Raw genomic sequence first — 14,092 nt, forward strand, 5'->3', positions numbered from 1 at the left:
TCCCGGGTAAGTTGCGACGCGAAGGGGGCAGCGCCCCCACCGCCGTCAATCCCGGCGCGCCCAGCCAGACAGGGTCGCCGCCAGATCGCCGTAGCCTGTCAGCCGCCTCTCAAAGGACAGACCCATCCGCTCGGCATGACCTCGTGCCTTTTCGGTCAGCGCCGGATCGTCGATCTGAGCGAGGTAGACCAGCTTTTCGTAATGCCCGAAATACATCTCGAGCAACTCGGGGTGGCGGTCCAGACCCAAAGGCTTCCAGACAAAGGCGTCGAACTGGCGCGCCAGAAAGTCCGTCAGGTAAAAGCTGGTGATCTCACCGCGCGCGGCAAAGGCTTCGAGTCCGTCAAAGAAGGCATAGCAATGCGGGCCGGCCACCATTTCGACGCCCATCTCTTCGCAGGCGGCCTGCAACAGGCCCCCTGTGCCGCAATCGGCATAGACCACGAAAATGCTGTCATAGCGGGCGCGGTGCTTTTGCACCACCGCGCGCACGGCCTCGGTGATGCGCTCGGGGTGATTGTGGAGAATCGCGGGCAGGCAGGCCAGATCCATATGATCCCAGCCGCCGCGCTGCTTGATGTCCAGAATCTCCCGGGCCAGCGCCCCGCAGGCGATCAGCAGTACGCGCCCCTTGCCGGAAGGGGGCAGGCCATCGTCCGTCAGCGTGGAAAGATCAGGCGTGATTGTCATCGTGGGGGACATGCGCCATGGCCCAGCGGGCAACCAGCGCAACAAAGAGCAAAAGCGGCAGGACCGTCAACATTCCCCAAGCAGACATCGCCCAGATCGTCAGCGCCGCTGCGGCAATGACGGACAGGACCAGAAGGGCAAAGGATGTAACAGGCACGCCAATCTCCTCTCTTATACCCTCAGTATGCGCCAAATGTGGTTAAAGAAAAAGGCCCCTTTGCAAGAAAGAGGCCCTCCCGTGAAATTTCGCTGTTCCCGGTACAGGCAAAAGCCCAGGGGTTCAGCCAGCAGCCATCTGGTTGTGCTTGCGCGCGATGTAATCCTTGGCGGTCTCGACGGCCACCGCAGCGTCGCGGCAATAGGCATCGGCGCCGATGGCCTTGCCGAATTCCTCGTTCAGCGGCGCGCCGCCGACCAGAACGATGTAGTCATCGCGAAGACCCTGTTCGATCAATGTGTCGATCACGACCTTCATGTAAGGCATGGTCGTGGTCAGCAGGGCGGACATGCCCAGAATATCAGCTTCTTCGGCTTTCAGCGCCTCGAGGTATTTCTCAACCGGGTTGTTGATTCCCAGATCGACCACCTCAAAGCCCGCGCCTTCCATCATCATCGACACAAGGTTCTTGCCGATGTCGTGGATGTCGCCCTTGACCGTTCCAATCACCATCTTGCCCATGCGCGGCGCACCGGTTTCGACCAGAAGCGGTTTGAGAATGGCCATACCGGCCTTCATCGCATTCGCGGCCAAAAGCACCTCGGGGACAAAGAGGATACCGTCGCGGAAGTCGTTTCCGACGATGGTCATGCCGCCGACAAGCGCCTTGGTCAGCACGTCGTAAGGCGTCCACTTGCGCTCAAGCAGAATGTTGACGCCTTCTTCGATCTCTTCTTTCATTCCATCGTAGAGGTCGTCCCACATCTGTTCGACAAGTTCTTCGTCGTTCAGGTCTGCGAGGATGATGTCTTGGTCTTCGGACATTGGTGCGTTTCCTTGTACCGGCCTGCGCATCGGGCAGGGCTGTGGCTCGTCTCTCTATTGGGGCGATTATTGGTGTTGCGATAGGCAAATTCCGACATCGGGCGCGTTAGTTCCGACTTGGACGCGGCAGAATGCCAAAAACTTGCGAATGTTCTCGTTGTGTTCTATTTTGCGCAGATGTCCCAACCTCTGCGCCCCGTGATCAAGCAAAGCCGCCCCGGACGGGGGGCCATCAGCCGCGACAACGGGCGGTTTGAGCGCTTTGCGCGCGAGGATGTGCAGGACGGCTGGGATATCCCCGAAGAGCTGCCGGTGCTGCGCACCTTTGTCAGCGATGAGGTTCCGCGCAGTGTGATCAATTATGTCCGGTCGCCGGATCTGCCGTTTGACCGGACGCTGAACCCCTATCGCGGTTGCGAACACGGCTGCATCTACTGCTTTGCCCGGCCCAGCCATGCCTATCTGGGTCTGTCGCCGGGCCTCGATTTCGAAACCCGGCTGGTTGCCCGACCCAGCGCGCCACAGGTGCTGGCGCGGGAATTGCGGGCCAAGCGGTATAAGGTGGCGCCTTTGGCGATCGGCACGAACACCGATCCCTATCAGCCGATCGAACGCGACCGGGGCATCATGCGCGCCTGCCTTGAGGTGTTGCGCGACTTTCGCCATCCTGTGGCGATCGTGACCAAGGGCACTTTGATCGAACGCGACATCGACATTTTGTCGGACATGGCGCGCGACGGGTTGGTCCGCGTCGGGGTTTCGGTCACGACGCTGGACCCGATCCTGTCGCGCCGGATGGAGCCGCGTTGCCCCGCGCCAAAGCGCCGATTGGAAACCATCCGCCGTTTGACAAAGGCCGGGGTGCCGGTGCGCGTCATGGCCTCGCCCATGGTGCCGGCGCTGACCGACCCGGAACTTGAAGCCATCCTTGAGGCCGGGCGCGATGCCGGGGCGGGGGCGGCCAGCTGGATCATGCTGCGCCTGCCGCGCGAGGTCGCTGAGCTTTGGCAAGAATGGCTGGAAGAACATTATCCGGCGCGCAAGACCCGCATCATGGGGCATCTGCGCGACATGCACGGAGGCGAGGTGTATTCCAGCACGTGGTTCGCCCGGATGCGCGGCGAGGGGCCTTATGCGCAGATCCTGGCGCAGCGGTTCGACCGGGCGGTGCGGGCGCTTGGGCTGGATGCGCCACAACCGTCGCTGCGCAGCGACCTGTTCAAGGTGCCACCACAGGCCGGAGATCAATTGACACTGTTCTGAGAGCATGGGCATGAAGTCCGGGAACACCCCGGGCCTACTTTGGATCAAAGGTGATGGACGTTGGCCCGATCAGGCGCGACGCCGTTTGCTGCGGCGCTGACGCCCGGCGCCGGGCTCTTCTCCGGTGCCATCGCTTTCCGAGGAAAAGCCGCCAAGCGCCGCCGTGATCTGATCCAGCGTGGGACGCGGACCTTTGGAACGGGTTTCCAGCGCCTCGCGCATGGCCTTGAGGTGCACCGGCATGGTGCCGCAGCACCCGCCGATAATCTGCGCGCCGCAGTCGCGTGCAAGACAGGCGTAATCGGCCATCAATTCGGGCGTGCCATCATAGTGGATATGGCCGTCGACATATTTTGGGATGCCTGCGTTGCCCTTGGCAATAATGGGCCGCTCGGTGCCTTGGGCGACAAACCCCAGCACAGTGCGCAGCAGGTCAGACGCGCCGACGCCGCAGTTGGCCCCAAAGGCCAGCGGCGGATTGGGCAAGGCTTCGACCATCTCGACCATGGACGACGAGGTGACGCCCATCATGGTCCGGCCAGCGGTGTCAAAGCTCATGGTGCCGCACCAAGGCGCTCCAATGTTTCCAAAGGCTTCGGCGGCGGCTTTGTATTCTTCAGGGGCCGAGATGGTTTCGACCCAGAGCACATCCGCACCGCCATCCATCAGGCCCTTGGCGGTTTCCTCGAACATCTGAACGGCGGTCTCATGGCTGAGCGTGCCAGCGGCGCCCATGATTTCGCCTGTCGGGCCGACGGACCCGGCGACGATCACGTCACGGCCAGAGGCATCGGCGACTTCTCGGCCAAGCTCGGCGGCCAGCTTCGACAGATCATAAGCCCGGTGAGCCGCGTCATGCAGTTTCAGGCGCGAGGCATTTGCACCAAATGAGTTGGTGAGGAACAGGTCAGAGCCCGCATCGACCGCACCACGATAAAGCGTACGGATCTTGTCCGGCTCGTTCTCATTCCAGAACTCGGGTGCATCACCGGACATCAAGCCCATGTTGAACAGGTTGGTGCCGGTCGCGCCATCGGCGAGCAGCCAGTCGCGGGATGCGAGCAGTTTGGACAAAGCGTTGGACATAAAGACCCCTTGGTCGGTTTATTCGGGGTCTGTCATGGTTGAAGATTATAAGCAAACTCATAATCTGCATGTTTGTTATGAATTATTTGGGCGTGTCGGCTCGGCGCTCGGCCCCTTACGGGACCATCGCCCCGCCCGCCATCCCATTGGTCCAACCGCACGCGTTGTCTGTTTCGCCCTCGGCTGGGTATGTTCAGGCGGGATATTTTGAACAGCGTTCAGTCTGGCCTGCGGACGGGGCGCGATCCGGTCAGAAGATCATTCCCATTCGATCGTACCGGGGGGCTTCGAAGTGATGTCATAGGTGCAACGATTGATGCCTTTGACCTCATTGATGATCCGGGTGGCGGTTTCACCGAGGAAGTCGTGGCTGAAGGGGTAATAATCTGCCGTCATGCCATCGACCGAGGTGACCGCGCGCAGCGCGCAAGCATAATCATAAGTGCGCCCGTCACCCATCACGCCCACGGTGCGCACCGGGAGAATCGCGACGAAAGCCTGCCAAATCTCGTCGTACAGCCCATGTTTGCGGATCTGGTCGATATAGACCGCGTCCGCCTTGCGTAGGATCTCCAGCTTTTCGCGGGTGATCTCTCCGGGGCAGCGGATGGCAAGGCCGGGGCCGGGGAAGGGGTGGCGGCCGATGAAATGGTCGGGCAGGCCAAGCTCGCGACCCAAGGCGCGGACCTCGTCCTTGAACAGCTCACGTAGCGGTTCGACCAGTTTGAGGCCCATCTTTTCGGGCAAACCGCCGACGTTGTGGTGCGATTTGATCGTCACCGAGGGGCCGCCGGAAAAGCTGACGCTTTCGATCACGTCAGGGTAGAGCGTGCCTTGGGCGAGGAATTCGGCGCCTTCAATCTCGTTCGCGTATTTCTGGAAGACGTCGATGAACAGCTTGCCGATGATCTTGCGCTTGGTTTCCGGGTCAGAGACGCCGTCCAGCTCGCCGAGGAACAGCTCTTGTTCTTGCGCGTGAATCACCGAAAGGTTCATGTGATCGCGGAACATGCCGACGACTTCCTCGGCTTCGTTCAGGCGCAGCAGGCCGTGGTCGACAAAGACGCAGGTCAGCTGATCGCCGACCGCTTCGTGGATCAGCGCTGCTGCCACGGAACTGTCGACGCCGCCCGACAGGGCGCAGATAACCTTTTTGTCGCCGATCTGATCGCGGATCTTTTCAATTGCTTCCTGCCGATAGGCGCCCATGGTCCAGTCGCCGGTAAAACCGGCCAGACGCACGAAGTTCTCGTACAGCTTTGCGCCTTTGGGCGTGTGGTGCACTTCGGGGTGGAACTGCACCGCATAGAAATGGCGCTTGGCGTCGGCGGTGATGGCAAAGGGCGCGCCGGGCGAGGTGCCGTAGACCTCAAAGCCGGGAGCGATCTTGGCGACGTGGTCGCCATGGCTCATCCAGACCTGTTCCTGTTCGGTGCCGTCAAACCAACCGTCGAGCAGATCGAGCTTGGCTTTGGGCTGCACAAAGGCGCGGCCGAATTCAGCGGTGCCATGGCCGGATTCAACCGTGCCACCCAATTGTTGCATCATGACTTGTTGGCCATAGCAGATGCCAAGGATCGGCACGCCGTAGTCGAAAATCTCTTGCGGCGCGCGAGGGCTGCCTGCCCGGGTCACGCTGTCGGGGCCACCGGAAAAGATGATCGCCTTTGGCGCCATCTCGCGGACCATGTCCATGGTCACGGCCTGATAGGGATGGATTTCGCAGTAGACGTTCAATTCACGCAAGCGGCGCGCGATCAGCTGCGTCACCTGAGAGCCGAAGTCGATGATGAGGAGGCGGTCATGCTGTATCATGGCCACGCTTTAGGCGGGCGCGCGCCTCTGTGCAAGATGGCTTGGGGTGTTTGGTGGCTAGTCGCAGAAAAGATTGACGAGAAGCGCGCCAAGTATCCAGATGCCGAAGGTCAAAACGATCATTGTACCAAAACTGTACCATCCGCCAATCAGCCCACCCATCGCCACCACGACACCGAGACCGCCGACAAGGCCCATCAGAGGTTTCTTTTTCCTGCGCCAATCCATGTTCATCCTCCGTATTCGTCATCGGAGTATGACGCGCGGCAAAGGATTTGCCTTGATCTGGCTCAGGGCGGCGAGGTCACTGGATCGGTGCAAGCAAGGCCGGATTGGTGACCAGTTGGCGCACACCATGGCTGTGGTTTTCCTCAAACACATTGCCGGCCTCAGCCCAGGCGTCCAGCGATTCGATGTCCAGACGGGCACAGCGCGGTCGCACAGACCATGTGACCTGCATCGGGGAACATGTCTGTTCGTCATAGCTTGGCCCGGTGGTCGAACCTCGGAACACCACTGGATTGCCGGTGCCGGTGGGCAGGGCGCGGGCTTGATACAGCCCGCCACGGCGGGTGCCGCGATAGGTGAAGTCGCGGAAATCCAGCGCGTTGGGATCGTTCACAACCAGAAAGACCTGGCTTTCCACGCGCAATTGCGGGTTTGAACAGGTCTCTGACAGGCAAGAGCCAAGGCTTGGACCGGGCTGCACCGGACAGGTGGAATAGACCCAATGCACCTCAATCGTGTCGCCCGGTTCGACGCCATGAAAGGCACCGTGGCTGCCGTGCGGTCGGGTCAGCTCGGCCTCGCTCAGTTGGCTGCTGGCGGAGCACTTGAACCCGCCATTTTCGCCCGGCCCGGCATAGACCGAAAAGCCCGGCCCCATGTGTTCGGCATTGGTGTGCGTGTGGATATTGCACAGGTTCATTTCTTCGGCCGGGGGCGCCATGGCAAATCGCGACATGTTCATTCCGTAGGCATTGGAAATGTCGCGCGGTGTTTGTGGGCCGAAATTGGCGCAGACAGCGTTGGCGCTGTTGGCAATGAGGGCCAGTGCGACAAGTGGCAGGACGAGGCGAAAGATCATTGCAGAAAGCTCCGGCAAGTGCGTAGGGCGCACCTTGATCCAAGCTCTGCTAACGCCGCCTTAAACCGACAATTCTAAAATTTCAGATGGTACGGGATGTCGTTTTCCCCCCTCAATCGCCGGAAAAGGCAAACGGTGCGGCTTCGGGACAGGATAGAACCGCTGCAAAGGCGGGGCGCAGCGGGTGCCACGCGCCCAAAGATATGAGGGCTTGAGACATGGCAGAAGTTGAAGCGCGCAGACGGGCTCGGGGTGGCGGCGGTGCCGCGCGGCGGGCAGAACGCACATCGGTCGTGGTCGAGACCGCCCGGTTTATCGAGCGCAATATCCCCAACTTCGAAATTCTGAACGAAGAAGCGCTTCAGATCATCGAGCACAACGCCGAAACGGTGCTGGAAGAGATCGGTGTCAATTTCGTCAACAACCCGGCGGCGCTTGAGCGTTGGAAGGCGGTTGGCGCGGATGTGGATGGCGAACGGGTGCGCCTGCCGCGCGGTCTTGCGCGCGAGCTGATCAAGACGGCGCCCAGCCAGTTCACCCAGCACGCCCGAAATCCGCAGCGCAATGTGGATATCGGCGGTCGGAATCTCGTGCTGGCGCCGGTCTATGGTCCACCCTTCGTGCGCGACATGGAAGGCGGACGGCGCTATGCGACGATGGAGGATTTCCGCAAGTTCGTGAAGCTGGGGCAAATGTCCAAATGGCTGCACCATTCCGGCGGCACCGTTTGCGAGCCAACCGATGTGGCGGTGAACAAGCGCCATCTGGACATGATCCATGCGCACATGACGCTGTCGGACAAGCCTTTCATGGGCTCGGTGACCGAACCCAGCCGGGCGCAGGACTCGGTCGACATGTGCGAGATCCTGTTCGGCAAGGATTTTGTGCAGAACAACACGGTCATGACCTCGCTGATCAATATCAACTCGCCGTTGACCTTCGATGACGTGATGATGGGGTCGCTTGAGGTTTATGCAGCAAACAATCAGGCCTGCATCATCTCTCCGTTTATCGTGGGCGGGGCCATGGCGCCGGTTTCGGTGGCGGGCACCTTGACGCAGGTGCTGGCCGAAACGATGGCCGGAATTTCGTACAGCCAGATGATCCGTCCCGGTGCGCCGGTGATCATGGGGGCCTTTGTCACCTCGATCGACATGAACTCGGGGGCGCCGACCTTTGGCACCCCGGAGGCCGCGCATATTACTTATGGCGCGGGCCAGTTGGCGCGGCGGCTGGGGCTGCCCTACCGGTCGGCGGGATCGTTCTGCGGATCGAAGCTGCCGGATGCGCAGGCTGCCTATGAGACAGCCAATTCGCTGAACGTCGGTCTGCAATCGGGCGTGAACTTCATGCTGCACGCCTGCGGCTGGCTGGAAGGCGGGCTGGTGTCCTCGTTCGAGAAATTCGTGATGGACGCGGACCAGCTGGGGGCCTTGCACCACTTGGCCAAAGGCGTGTCGGTTGATGAAAACGCGCAGGCCATGGATGCCATCCGCGAGGTCGGCCCAGGCGGGCATTACCTTGGGTGCGCGCATACGCAGGCGAATTTCAAATCGGCCTTCTGGCGCTCAGAACTGTTCGACTACAAACCGTTCGAGACCTGGTCCGAAGATGGCGCGCGGGACACAATGACATTGGCGGCCGCCCGCGTCAAAAAGCTGTTGGACACCTACCAGCAGCCGCAGATGGACCCGGGCATTGCCGAAGCTCTCACCAGCTATGTGGCGCAGAAAAAGGCCTCGATGCCCGACAGCTTCAGCTGACATCGACAAGAACAGGCCCGACCCGTCAGGTCGGGCCGCGATCACCGAGCGCGTCGCTCAACTGCGGGATTCGCGCAGAATGCGGGCCTCGCCCATCAGCGCGACCAGTAATTCCACGTGGCGCGCCACCGAATAGCCCGCGTCGGCACTGCGCCTCCGATCATCGAGATCTGTCTCAAGTTCCATCAGTTTCATGATTGCCGCCCCAGAGCGTGGCAGGGCGCCATAGCCCAAGAGCCGATGCAGGTGCGGATCGCGGCGGTAATCCTGCACGCCGATCCGGGCGGCACGGATCAGCAGGCGCGGGCGGCGCAGGTCGTTCAACAGTCCCAGAATGTCTTTCATGGCTCGGTCTCAAAAAACTCGGTGATTCTGTTGATGGAAAACTGGCACAGCTTGGGGCGGTGTTGCGCCGGACTGTGGTGGCGCGAACGCATGGCTACCGGACTGTTTAGAAAATGTGGCGAAATCTAGACGCTGCACGGCAATCTTAACTTTGGAGTAACACATACACGCCTAGGTTGCGATCGATCCATGGGGATAAAATTGTGGATAACCGATCGCCCGGGGAAGGGGAATCATGATCGAGGCCAGGGGAAGAAACATGGTGGCAACGCTACCTAACTGGGTGCCTGAAGCGGCGCGGGTCTATCTTGCGCATACCGAACAAGGCCATTCCATCCACGAACTTGCGCGGCAGGCGGGGTGTCATGCCTCGACCGTGCTGCGGCAGGTGCGGCGGATTGAAACTCGTCGTGATGATCCATTGATCGATGCCGCCTTGCGACAGCTTGGCCACTGCAGATCTGCCAAGGGTGCGATGACTTCTGAAAAGGACAGTGACGTAATGACGGCTTTTTGCGATATACCGTCCACTCCGGACGAAAAGACACTTGCCCGCGAGGCCCGCCGGGTGTTGCGACGGCTTTGTGAGAGCGGCGCTGTCCTGGCCGTTGCGGCAGAGATGGACAAATCCGTGGTCGTCCGGGACACCGGCGAAGGCGGATCGACCCGCACCGCGGTTGTCGATTCGGCCATCGCGCAGGCCATGGCACTCAAGGAGTGGATCGCCTGCGAGGCGCCGGGCCGGATTTCACGCTACCGCATCACCTCGGCGGGGCGTGCGGCATTGAACAAGCTGATGGCCGAACAGGAAAGCCGTGTGCGCGGTTTTGCCGAAGCGCAGGCGGGTTTTGACACCGGCCGGGAGGCCGAAGAAGCGCTGGATGAGATCGACCGCGATCCGCGCGCCCGCAAAGGCCGTTTCATGCTGGTCGAAAGCCCGCTGACCGCCCTGGCCCGCCGCCGCGACAAAGAGGGCACGCCCTTCCTGAGCGATGCGCTTGTCTCGGCAGGGGAACGTATGCGCGAAGACTTTGAACTGGCGAAGATGGGGCCGCGGACCACGCAGAACTGGGATCAGTTCCTGACCGCCGGTGCCCAGTCGCAGGGCCGGGGCGAGGGCAACATGGGCAGCTCGGCGGCCCGCGCGCGCCTTGAGGCCGCCTTGCGCGATCTTGGCCCGGGCCTGGGCGATGTGGCCCTGCGCTGCTGCTGCTACCTCGAAGGGCTGGAGACCGCCGAGAAACAGCTTGGCTGGTCTGCCCGTTCAGGCAAGGTGGTTTTGCGGATCGCGCTGCAACGACTGCGCCGCCACTACGAGGAACAGTCTGCCAAGGGCGGCGACCTTGTTGGCTGACGAATTCCACCTTTTGTGAGACAATCTTTGATTAGCCTACCTTGAACCTATCGCCCCCAGCGATAGGTACTTTGCATGAGCATCACCTTCAAACAGCTGACCTATTTCAAAGCGCTCGCCGAGCAGGGCAATTTTCGCCGCGCAGCCGAGCAGTGTTGCGTCAGCCAGCCCGCGCTTTCCGTGCAAATTCAGGAACTCGAACGCAGTTTGGGGGGCCCTCTTGTCGAACGTCAGGCTCGGCAGTTGCATCTGACACCTCTTGGGCGCGAAGTGCTCGAGACAGCGCAGCGCGTTTTGTCCGAGATTTCGCAACTTGAACACAGCGCCCACAGCCGGCTTGGCCTTGGAGGTGCGCTGCGCCTTGGCGTCATTCCGACCATCGCGCCCTACCTTCTGCCCGAAGTGCTGGCGGCCCTGCGTTCGGCCGATATTTCGCTGGACGTGCAGATCACAGAGGGCAAGACGGACCGCATTCTGGACATGTTGTCTGACGGCGGTCTCGACGCCTGCATCCTTGCGCTGCCAGCTGAGCGTGACGGGCTTGAGGAACGTGTGCTGTTCACAGACCGTTTTCTGTTGGCCGGAAGCGCGGCGCGGCTGGACAGCCTTGGCCCCGATCTCAGCCCTGACGGGCTTGGCGACAGTCAACTTTTGCTACTGGAGGACGGTCACTGTCTGACCGATCAGGCGCTGGCTGTTTGCGGTCGCGGGCGGGGCCATGCGCGTATCCACATGGGCGCCTCGTCCTTGCCAACCCTGACACGATTGGTCGAGGCGGGCTTTGGCCTGACCTTGATGCCGGAACTGGCGGCCACCACGGAATGCGCCGTGGCGCCGGGCATCGCGCTGCGCCGTTTCGATGGAGCCGAGCCGTCGCGCGCCATCGGTCTGGTGCGCCGCGCGACCCGGCAATCGGCGCCATGGTTTGATGAGCTGGCACAAACCCTGAGCGGCGTGGGTACGCGACTTGTCAGTGATGCAAAGCAGCTATGCGACGCGGTTGCAGGGCGCGGCACACAGCATAAGCCATTGTCAAATATGGAAAAGGGTGCAGGGGGCACTCATTAAAGGTTGGGATGCGCCACTCGGAGACACTCCAAGCGGTACTGGTAAAACCCCCTGCATTTCTTTAATAAGAACGTAACGTCATATCTTCGCGGGGAAAAAAACGTGCGTGATCTCAAAATCCCGTCCGAGCGGCATCCTGAAAAGGCCCATCGCCCGGACAATGCCCAGCCGAAGAAACCGGATTGGATTCGGGTAAAGGCGCCCGGCGGTGAAGGCTATAACGAAACCCGGCGCATCATGCGTGAACACAAGCTGGTCACCGTCTGCGAAGAGGCCGGCTGCCCGAACGCGGGCGAATGCTGGAACCAAGGCCACGCCACCATGATGATCATGGGCGAGATCTGTACCCGCGGCTGCACCTTCTGCAACGTCGCCACCGGCAAACCCGACACGCTGGACGCCTTCGAGCCGGGCCGCGTCGCTGATGCGGTGCAGAAACTTGGGTTGAACCATGTTGTGATCACCTCGGTTGACCGCGACGATCTCGAAGATGGCGGTGCTGAACACTTCGCCCAGACGATCCGGGCCGTGCGCCACCGCTCGCCCGGCACCACCATCGAAATCCTGACGCCGGACTTCCTCAAGTGCGATGACAGCGTGCTTCAGACCGTGGTCGAGGCCAAACCCGATGTCTTCAACCACAACCTTGAAACCGTCCCCGGCCTGTACCCGACGGTCCGCCCCGGCGCCCGCTATTTCCATTCGTTGCGCCTGCTGCAAAGGGTCAAAGAGCTTGATCCTTCGATCTTTACCAAATCCGGCATCATGGTCGGCCTCGGAGAAGAGCGTCAGGCCGTGGGCCAGATCATGGATGACATGCGCGCCGCCGATGTGGATTTCCTGACCATCGGCCAATATCTGCAGCCAACGCCGAAACACCACCGTGTTGATCGCTTTGTCACGCCGGATGAATTTGCGGCCTATGAAAAATCCGCCTTCGGCAAAGGCTTCCTTATGGTCTCGGCGACGCCGCTGACCCGCTCCAGCTATCACGCCGGGGATGACTTTGCCCGCCTGCGCGCCGCGCGCGAGGCCAAACTGGCCAAGCACTGACCCGCCGCTTCACTGGTCTGAAAATATCCCGGGGGAGCGCAGCCCCGGCTGCGCCGGGGGCAGAGCCCCCAACCCCTTACCAATCAAGCAAAAACCGGCCCAATCGGCCGGTTTTTTCAGTCAGATAAATCTGCGCTTTATTCTGATGGGACGGGCAGGGCTTTCACATAGGCCGCAACCGCGGCGCGATCCTCTGCGGGCAGTTTCGAGAAGTTGTCCACCACCTCGGCCATATGGCCGCCGACACTGTCAAAGTCGGGGGTAAAGCCGGTCTCTAGGTAATAGGCGATGTCCGTTGCGGCCCATGTCAGCTTGTTCGGGGTCAGCGCCGGGATCGTGCCTTGCCCCGACGGGTTCGGCGCACCGGCCAGCCATTGGGATTTTTCCAATCCGCCCAGAGGGTTGCGCGGGGTGTGGCATTCGCCGCAATGGGCCAGCGCCTCAACCAGATAACGCCCGCGCTCCAGATCCGCAGGCACATCCCTGATCACCCAGTCATCCGAGAAGAACAGCAGTTTCCAGCCTCCCAGACTGCGCCGGATGTTGAACGGAAACCCGACGTCATGCGCCTTGGACGGTGTGGCATCGGGCGGCAAAGTCTGCATGTAAGACCAGAGGTCAGCCAGATCCTGAGGCTCCATCTTGGTGTATGCGCTGTAGGGAAAGGCGGGGTAATAATGCTGGCCCTCGGGCGAGGTGCCTTTCAGGACCGCATTGGAAAAGTCCGGAAATTTCCATGCGCCAATTCCTTGTTCCGGATCGGGCGAAATGTTCGGGGAATAAAAGGTGCCAAAGGCCGTTGCAAAGGCTTGCCCTCCGGACAGGAGCAGCTTTTCTTCGCTCTTGGGAGCATGGTGGCACGAGGCACAGCCAGCCGCGGTAAATACAGCCTCGCCCCGCGTCGCATCGCCGGTCAGCCCGGCGATCCGGTCCGGATCGACCTCGGCCGGAGCGGTCAGCCACCAACCCACCCCGGCGGCGATAATCGCCACCGGGACAAGCAGTTTCAATACGCGTTTCATGTGCACTTACTCGGGGGCGCGATAGGTGTCGTGGCAGGCCTTGCAAGCGCCGCCCAGTTTGCCCAGGGCCGGGCCAATGGCCTCTTGGCCAGTGCCTGCGGCGACCTGCATTTCCTTTGCCGCGACGCCAAGGGCATCCCATTTGGACAGAACGTCATCAAGGTTTTCCCAGATGTTCGGCTGGGCGCGGGTGCCGTCGATGCTCATGTTGTCCGAGCCTTCGGGCCAAAGCGTGGGCTGGTGCACCATCGAGACACCCACCAGAGAATCCGCAGCCGCCTGAGCCGCCGCAGCGTCATAGGGAATCGCGCCCTTGGCCATTCCGCCCAACACCCCAAGGTTGAGTGCCAGAATGCGGAATTGACCTTGGCGGGCTTTAACCTCGGCGGCGTGATCCTGCGCCATGGCGGCGGTTCCGCCAAGCATCGACAGGACGGCGGCAATTGCGAAAGTCTTGTTCATGAGAGTCTCCCTGTAAGTTTATTCGTACAATAGCTTGACCATAGTAGGTACAGAATGTCGCACAATCCTATTCAGGTATACCATAACTTGCGCGCGCAGATG

15 protein-coding genes are annotated in these 14,092 nt (G+C 61.2%); 5 read left to right on the top strand and 10 right to left on the bottom strand.

Going from position 1 to position 14,092, the window contains the following annotated elements; translation table 11 throughout:
• Window positions 1-45: 45 nt before the first annotated feature.
• From ACOYQJ_RS01265 to ACOYQJ_RS01275, 3 genes are all read right to left on the bottom strand, one after another.
• Complete coding sequence (locus tag ACOYQJ_RS01265; RefSeq protein WP_422904181.1) at window positions 46-702, bottom strand: DUF1638 domain-containing protein; 657 nt, start codon at window positions 700-702, stop codon at window positions 46-48.
• Window positions 674-847, bottom strand: coding sequence for a hypothetical protein (locus tag ACOYQJ_RS01270; RefSeq protein WP_422904182.1), 174 nt, complete (start codon window positions 845-847; stop codon window positions 674-676). Before ACOYQJ_RS01270 ends, ACOYQJ_RS01265 begins: the two co-directional genes overlap by 29 nt.
• 123 nt (window positions 848-970) lie before the next feature.
• Window positions 971-1,672, bottom strand: a complete 702-nt coding sequence (locus tag ACOYQJ_RS01275) for a corrinoid protein (protein WP_422904183.1) — start codon at window positions 1,670-1,672, stop codon at window positions 971-973.
• Window positions 1,673-1,849: 177 nt separating this feature from the next.
• Here ACOYQJ_RS01275 and ACOYQJ_RS01280 point away from each other — a divergent pair, with 177 nt between their 5' ends.
• Window positions 1,850-2,935, top strand: coding sequence for a PA0069 family radical SAM protein (locus tag ACOYQJ_RS01280; protein WP_422904184.1), 1,086 nt, complete (start codon window positions 1,850-1,852; stop codon window positions 2,933-2,935).
• Window positions 2,936-3,004: 69 nt separating this feature from the next.
• Here the strand turns inward: ACOYQJ_RS01280 and bmt are convergent, their stop codons facing one another.
• From bmt to ACOYQJ_RS01300, 4 genes are all read right to left on the bottom strand, one after another.
• Window positions 3,005-4,021 carry a betaine--homocysteine S-methyltransferase gene (gene bmt / locus ACOYQJ_RS01285; protein WP_422904185.1) on the bottom strand — a complete coding sequence of 339 codons (1,017 nt, stop codon included), beginning with the start codon at window positions 4,019-4,021 and terminating at the stop codon, window positions 3,005-3,007.
• A 258-nt stretch (window positions 4,022-4,279) separates the two neighbouring features.
• The gene (guaA, locus tag ACOYQJ_RS01290; RefSeq protein WP_422904186.1) at window positions 4,280-5,836 is read right to left on the bottom strand and encodes a glutamine-hydrolyzing GMP synthase; all 1,557 of its coding nucleotides are present in this window, start codon (window positions 5,834-5,836) and stop codon (window positions 4,280-4,282) included.
• Between the two features lie 57 nt (window positions 5,837-5,893).
• The gene (locus ACOYQJ_RS01295) at window positions 5,894-6,064 is read right to left on the bottom strand and encodes a hypothetical protein (protein ID WP_422904187.1); all 171 of its coding nucleotides are present in this window, start codon (window positions 6,062-6,064) and stop codon (window positions 5,894-5,896) included.
• Window positions 6,065-6,140: 76 nt separating this feature from the next.
• Window positions 6,141-6,923, bottom strand: coding sequence for a delta-class carbonic anhydrase (locus tag ACOYQJ_RS01300; protein WP_422904188.1), 783 nt, complete (start codon window positions 6,921-6,923; stop codon window positions 6,141-6,143).
• Window positions 6,924-7,141: 218 nt separating this feature from the next.
• Between ACOYQJ_RS01300 and ACOYQJ_RS01305 the strand changes: the two genes are divergently transcribed.
• Window positions 7,142-8,686 (top strand): trimethylamine methyltransferase family protein, encoded by a 1,545-nt coding sequence (locus ACOYQJ_RS01305; protein ID WP_422904189.1) that lies wholly within the window; start codon window positions 7,142-7,144, stop codon window positions 8,684-8,686.
• A gap of 57 nt (window positions 8,687-8,743) precedes the next feature.
• On the opposite strand, the gene ACOYQJ_RS01310 is transcribed toward ACOYQJ_RS01305, so the two are convergent.
• Window positions 8,744-9,031 (bottom strand): DUF6477 family protein, encoded by a 288-nt coding sequence (locus ACOYQJ_RS01310; RefSeq protein WP_422904190.1) that lies wholly within the window; start codon window positions 9,029-9,031, stop codon window positions 8,744-8,746.
• A 259-nt stretch (window positions 9,032-9,290) separates the two neighbouring features.
• Between ACOYQJ_RS01310 and ACOYQJ_RS01315 the strand changes: the two genes are divergently transcribed.
• The 3 genes from ACOYQJ_RS01315 to lipA all read left to right on the top strand — a co-directional run bounded on the left by ACOYQJ_RS01315 (window position 9,291) and on the right by lipA (window position 12,506).
• Window positions 9,291-10,385 carry a DUF6456 domain-containing protein gene (locus tag ACOYQJ_RS01315; RefSeq protein WP_422904191.1) on the top strand — a complete coding sequence of 365 codons (1,095 nt, stop codon included), beginning with the start codon at window positions 9,291-9,293 and terminating at the stop codon, window positions 10,383-10,385.
• Between the two features lie 75 nt (window positions 10,386-10,460).
• Entirely contained in the window at window positions 10,461-11,453 is a 993-nt protein-coding gene (locus tag ACOYQJ_RS01320; RefSeq protein ID WP_422904192.1) for a hydrogen peroxide-inducible genes activator, read from the top strand.
• A gap of 102 nt (window positions 11,454-11,555) precedes the next feature.
• The gene (gene lipA / locus ACOYQJ_RS01325) at window positions 11,556-12,506 is read left to right on the top strand and encodes a lipoyl synthase (protein WP_422904193.1); all 951 of its coding nucleotides are present in this window, start codon (window positions 11,556-11,558) and stop codon (window positions 12,504-12,506) included.
• Window positions 12,507-12,643: 137 nt separating this feature from the next.
• Here the strand turns inward: lipA and ACOYQJ_RS01330 are convergent, their stop codons facing one another.
• On the bottom strand, window positions 12,644-13,528 hold the full coding sequence (locus ACOYQJ_RS01330; protein ID WP_422904194.1) for a cytochrome c: 885 nt from the start codon (window positions 13,526-13,528) through the stop codon (window positions 12,644-12,646).
• A 6-nt stretch (window positions 13,529-13,534) separates the two neighbouring features.
• The gene (locus tag ACOYQJ_RS01335; RefSeq protein ID WP_422904195.1) at window positions 13,535-13,990 is read right to left on the bottom strand and encodes a c-type cytochrome; all 456 of its coding nucleotides are present in this window, start codon (window positions 13,988-13,990) and stop codon (window positions 13,535-13,537) included.
• Window positions 13,991-14,092: the final 102 nt, after the last annotated feature.

This window comes from Pacificoceanicola algae, assembly GCF_049341065.1.
GTDB lineage: Bacteria > Pseudomonadota > Alphaproteobacteria > Rhodobacterales > Rhodobacteraceae > Pacificoceanicola.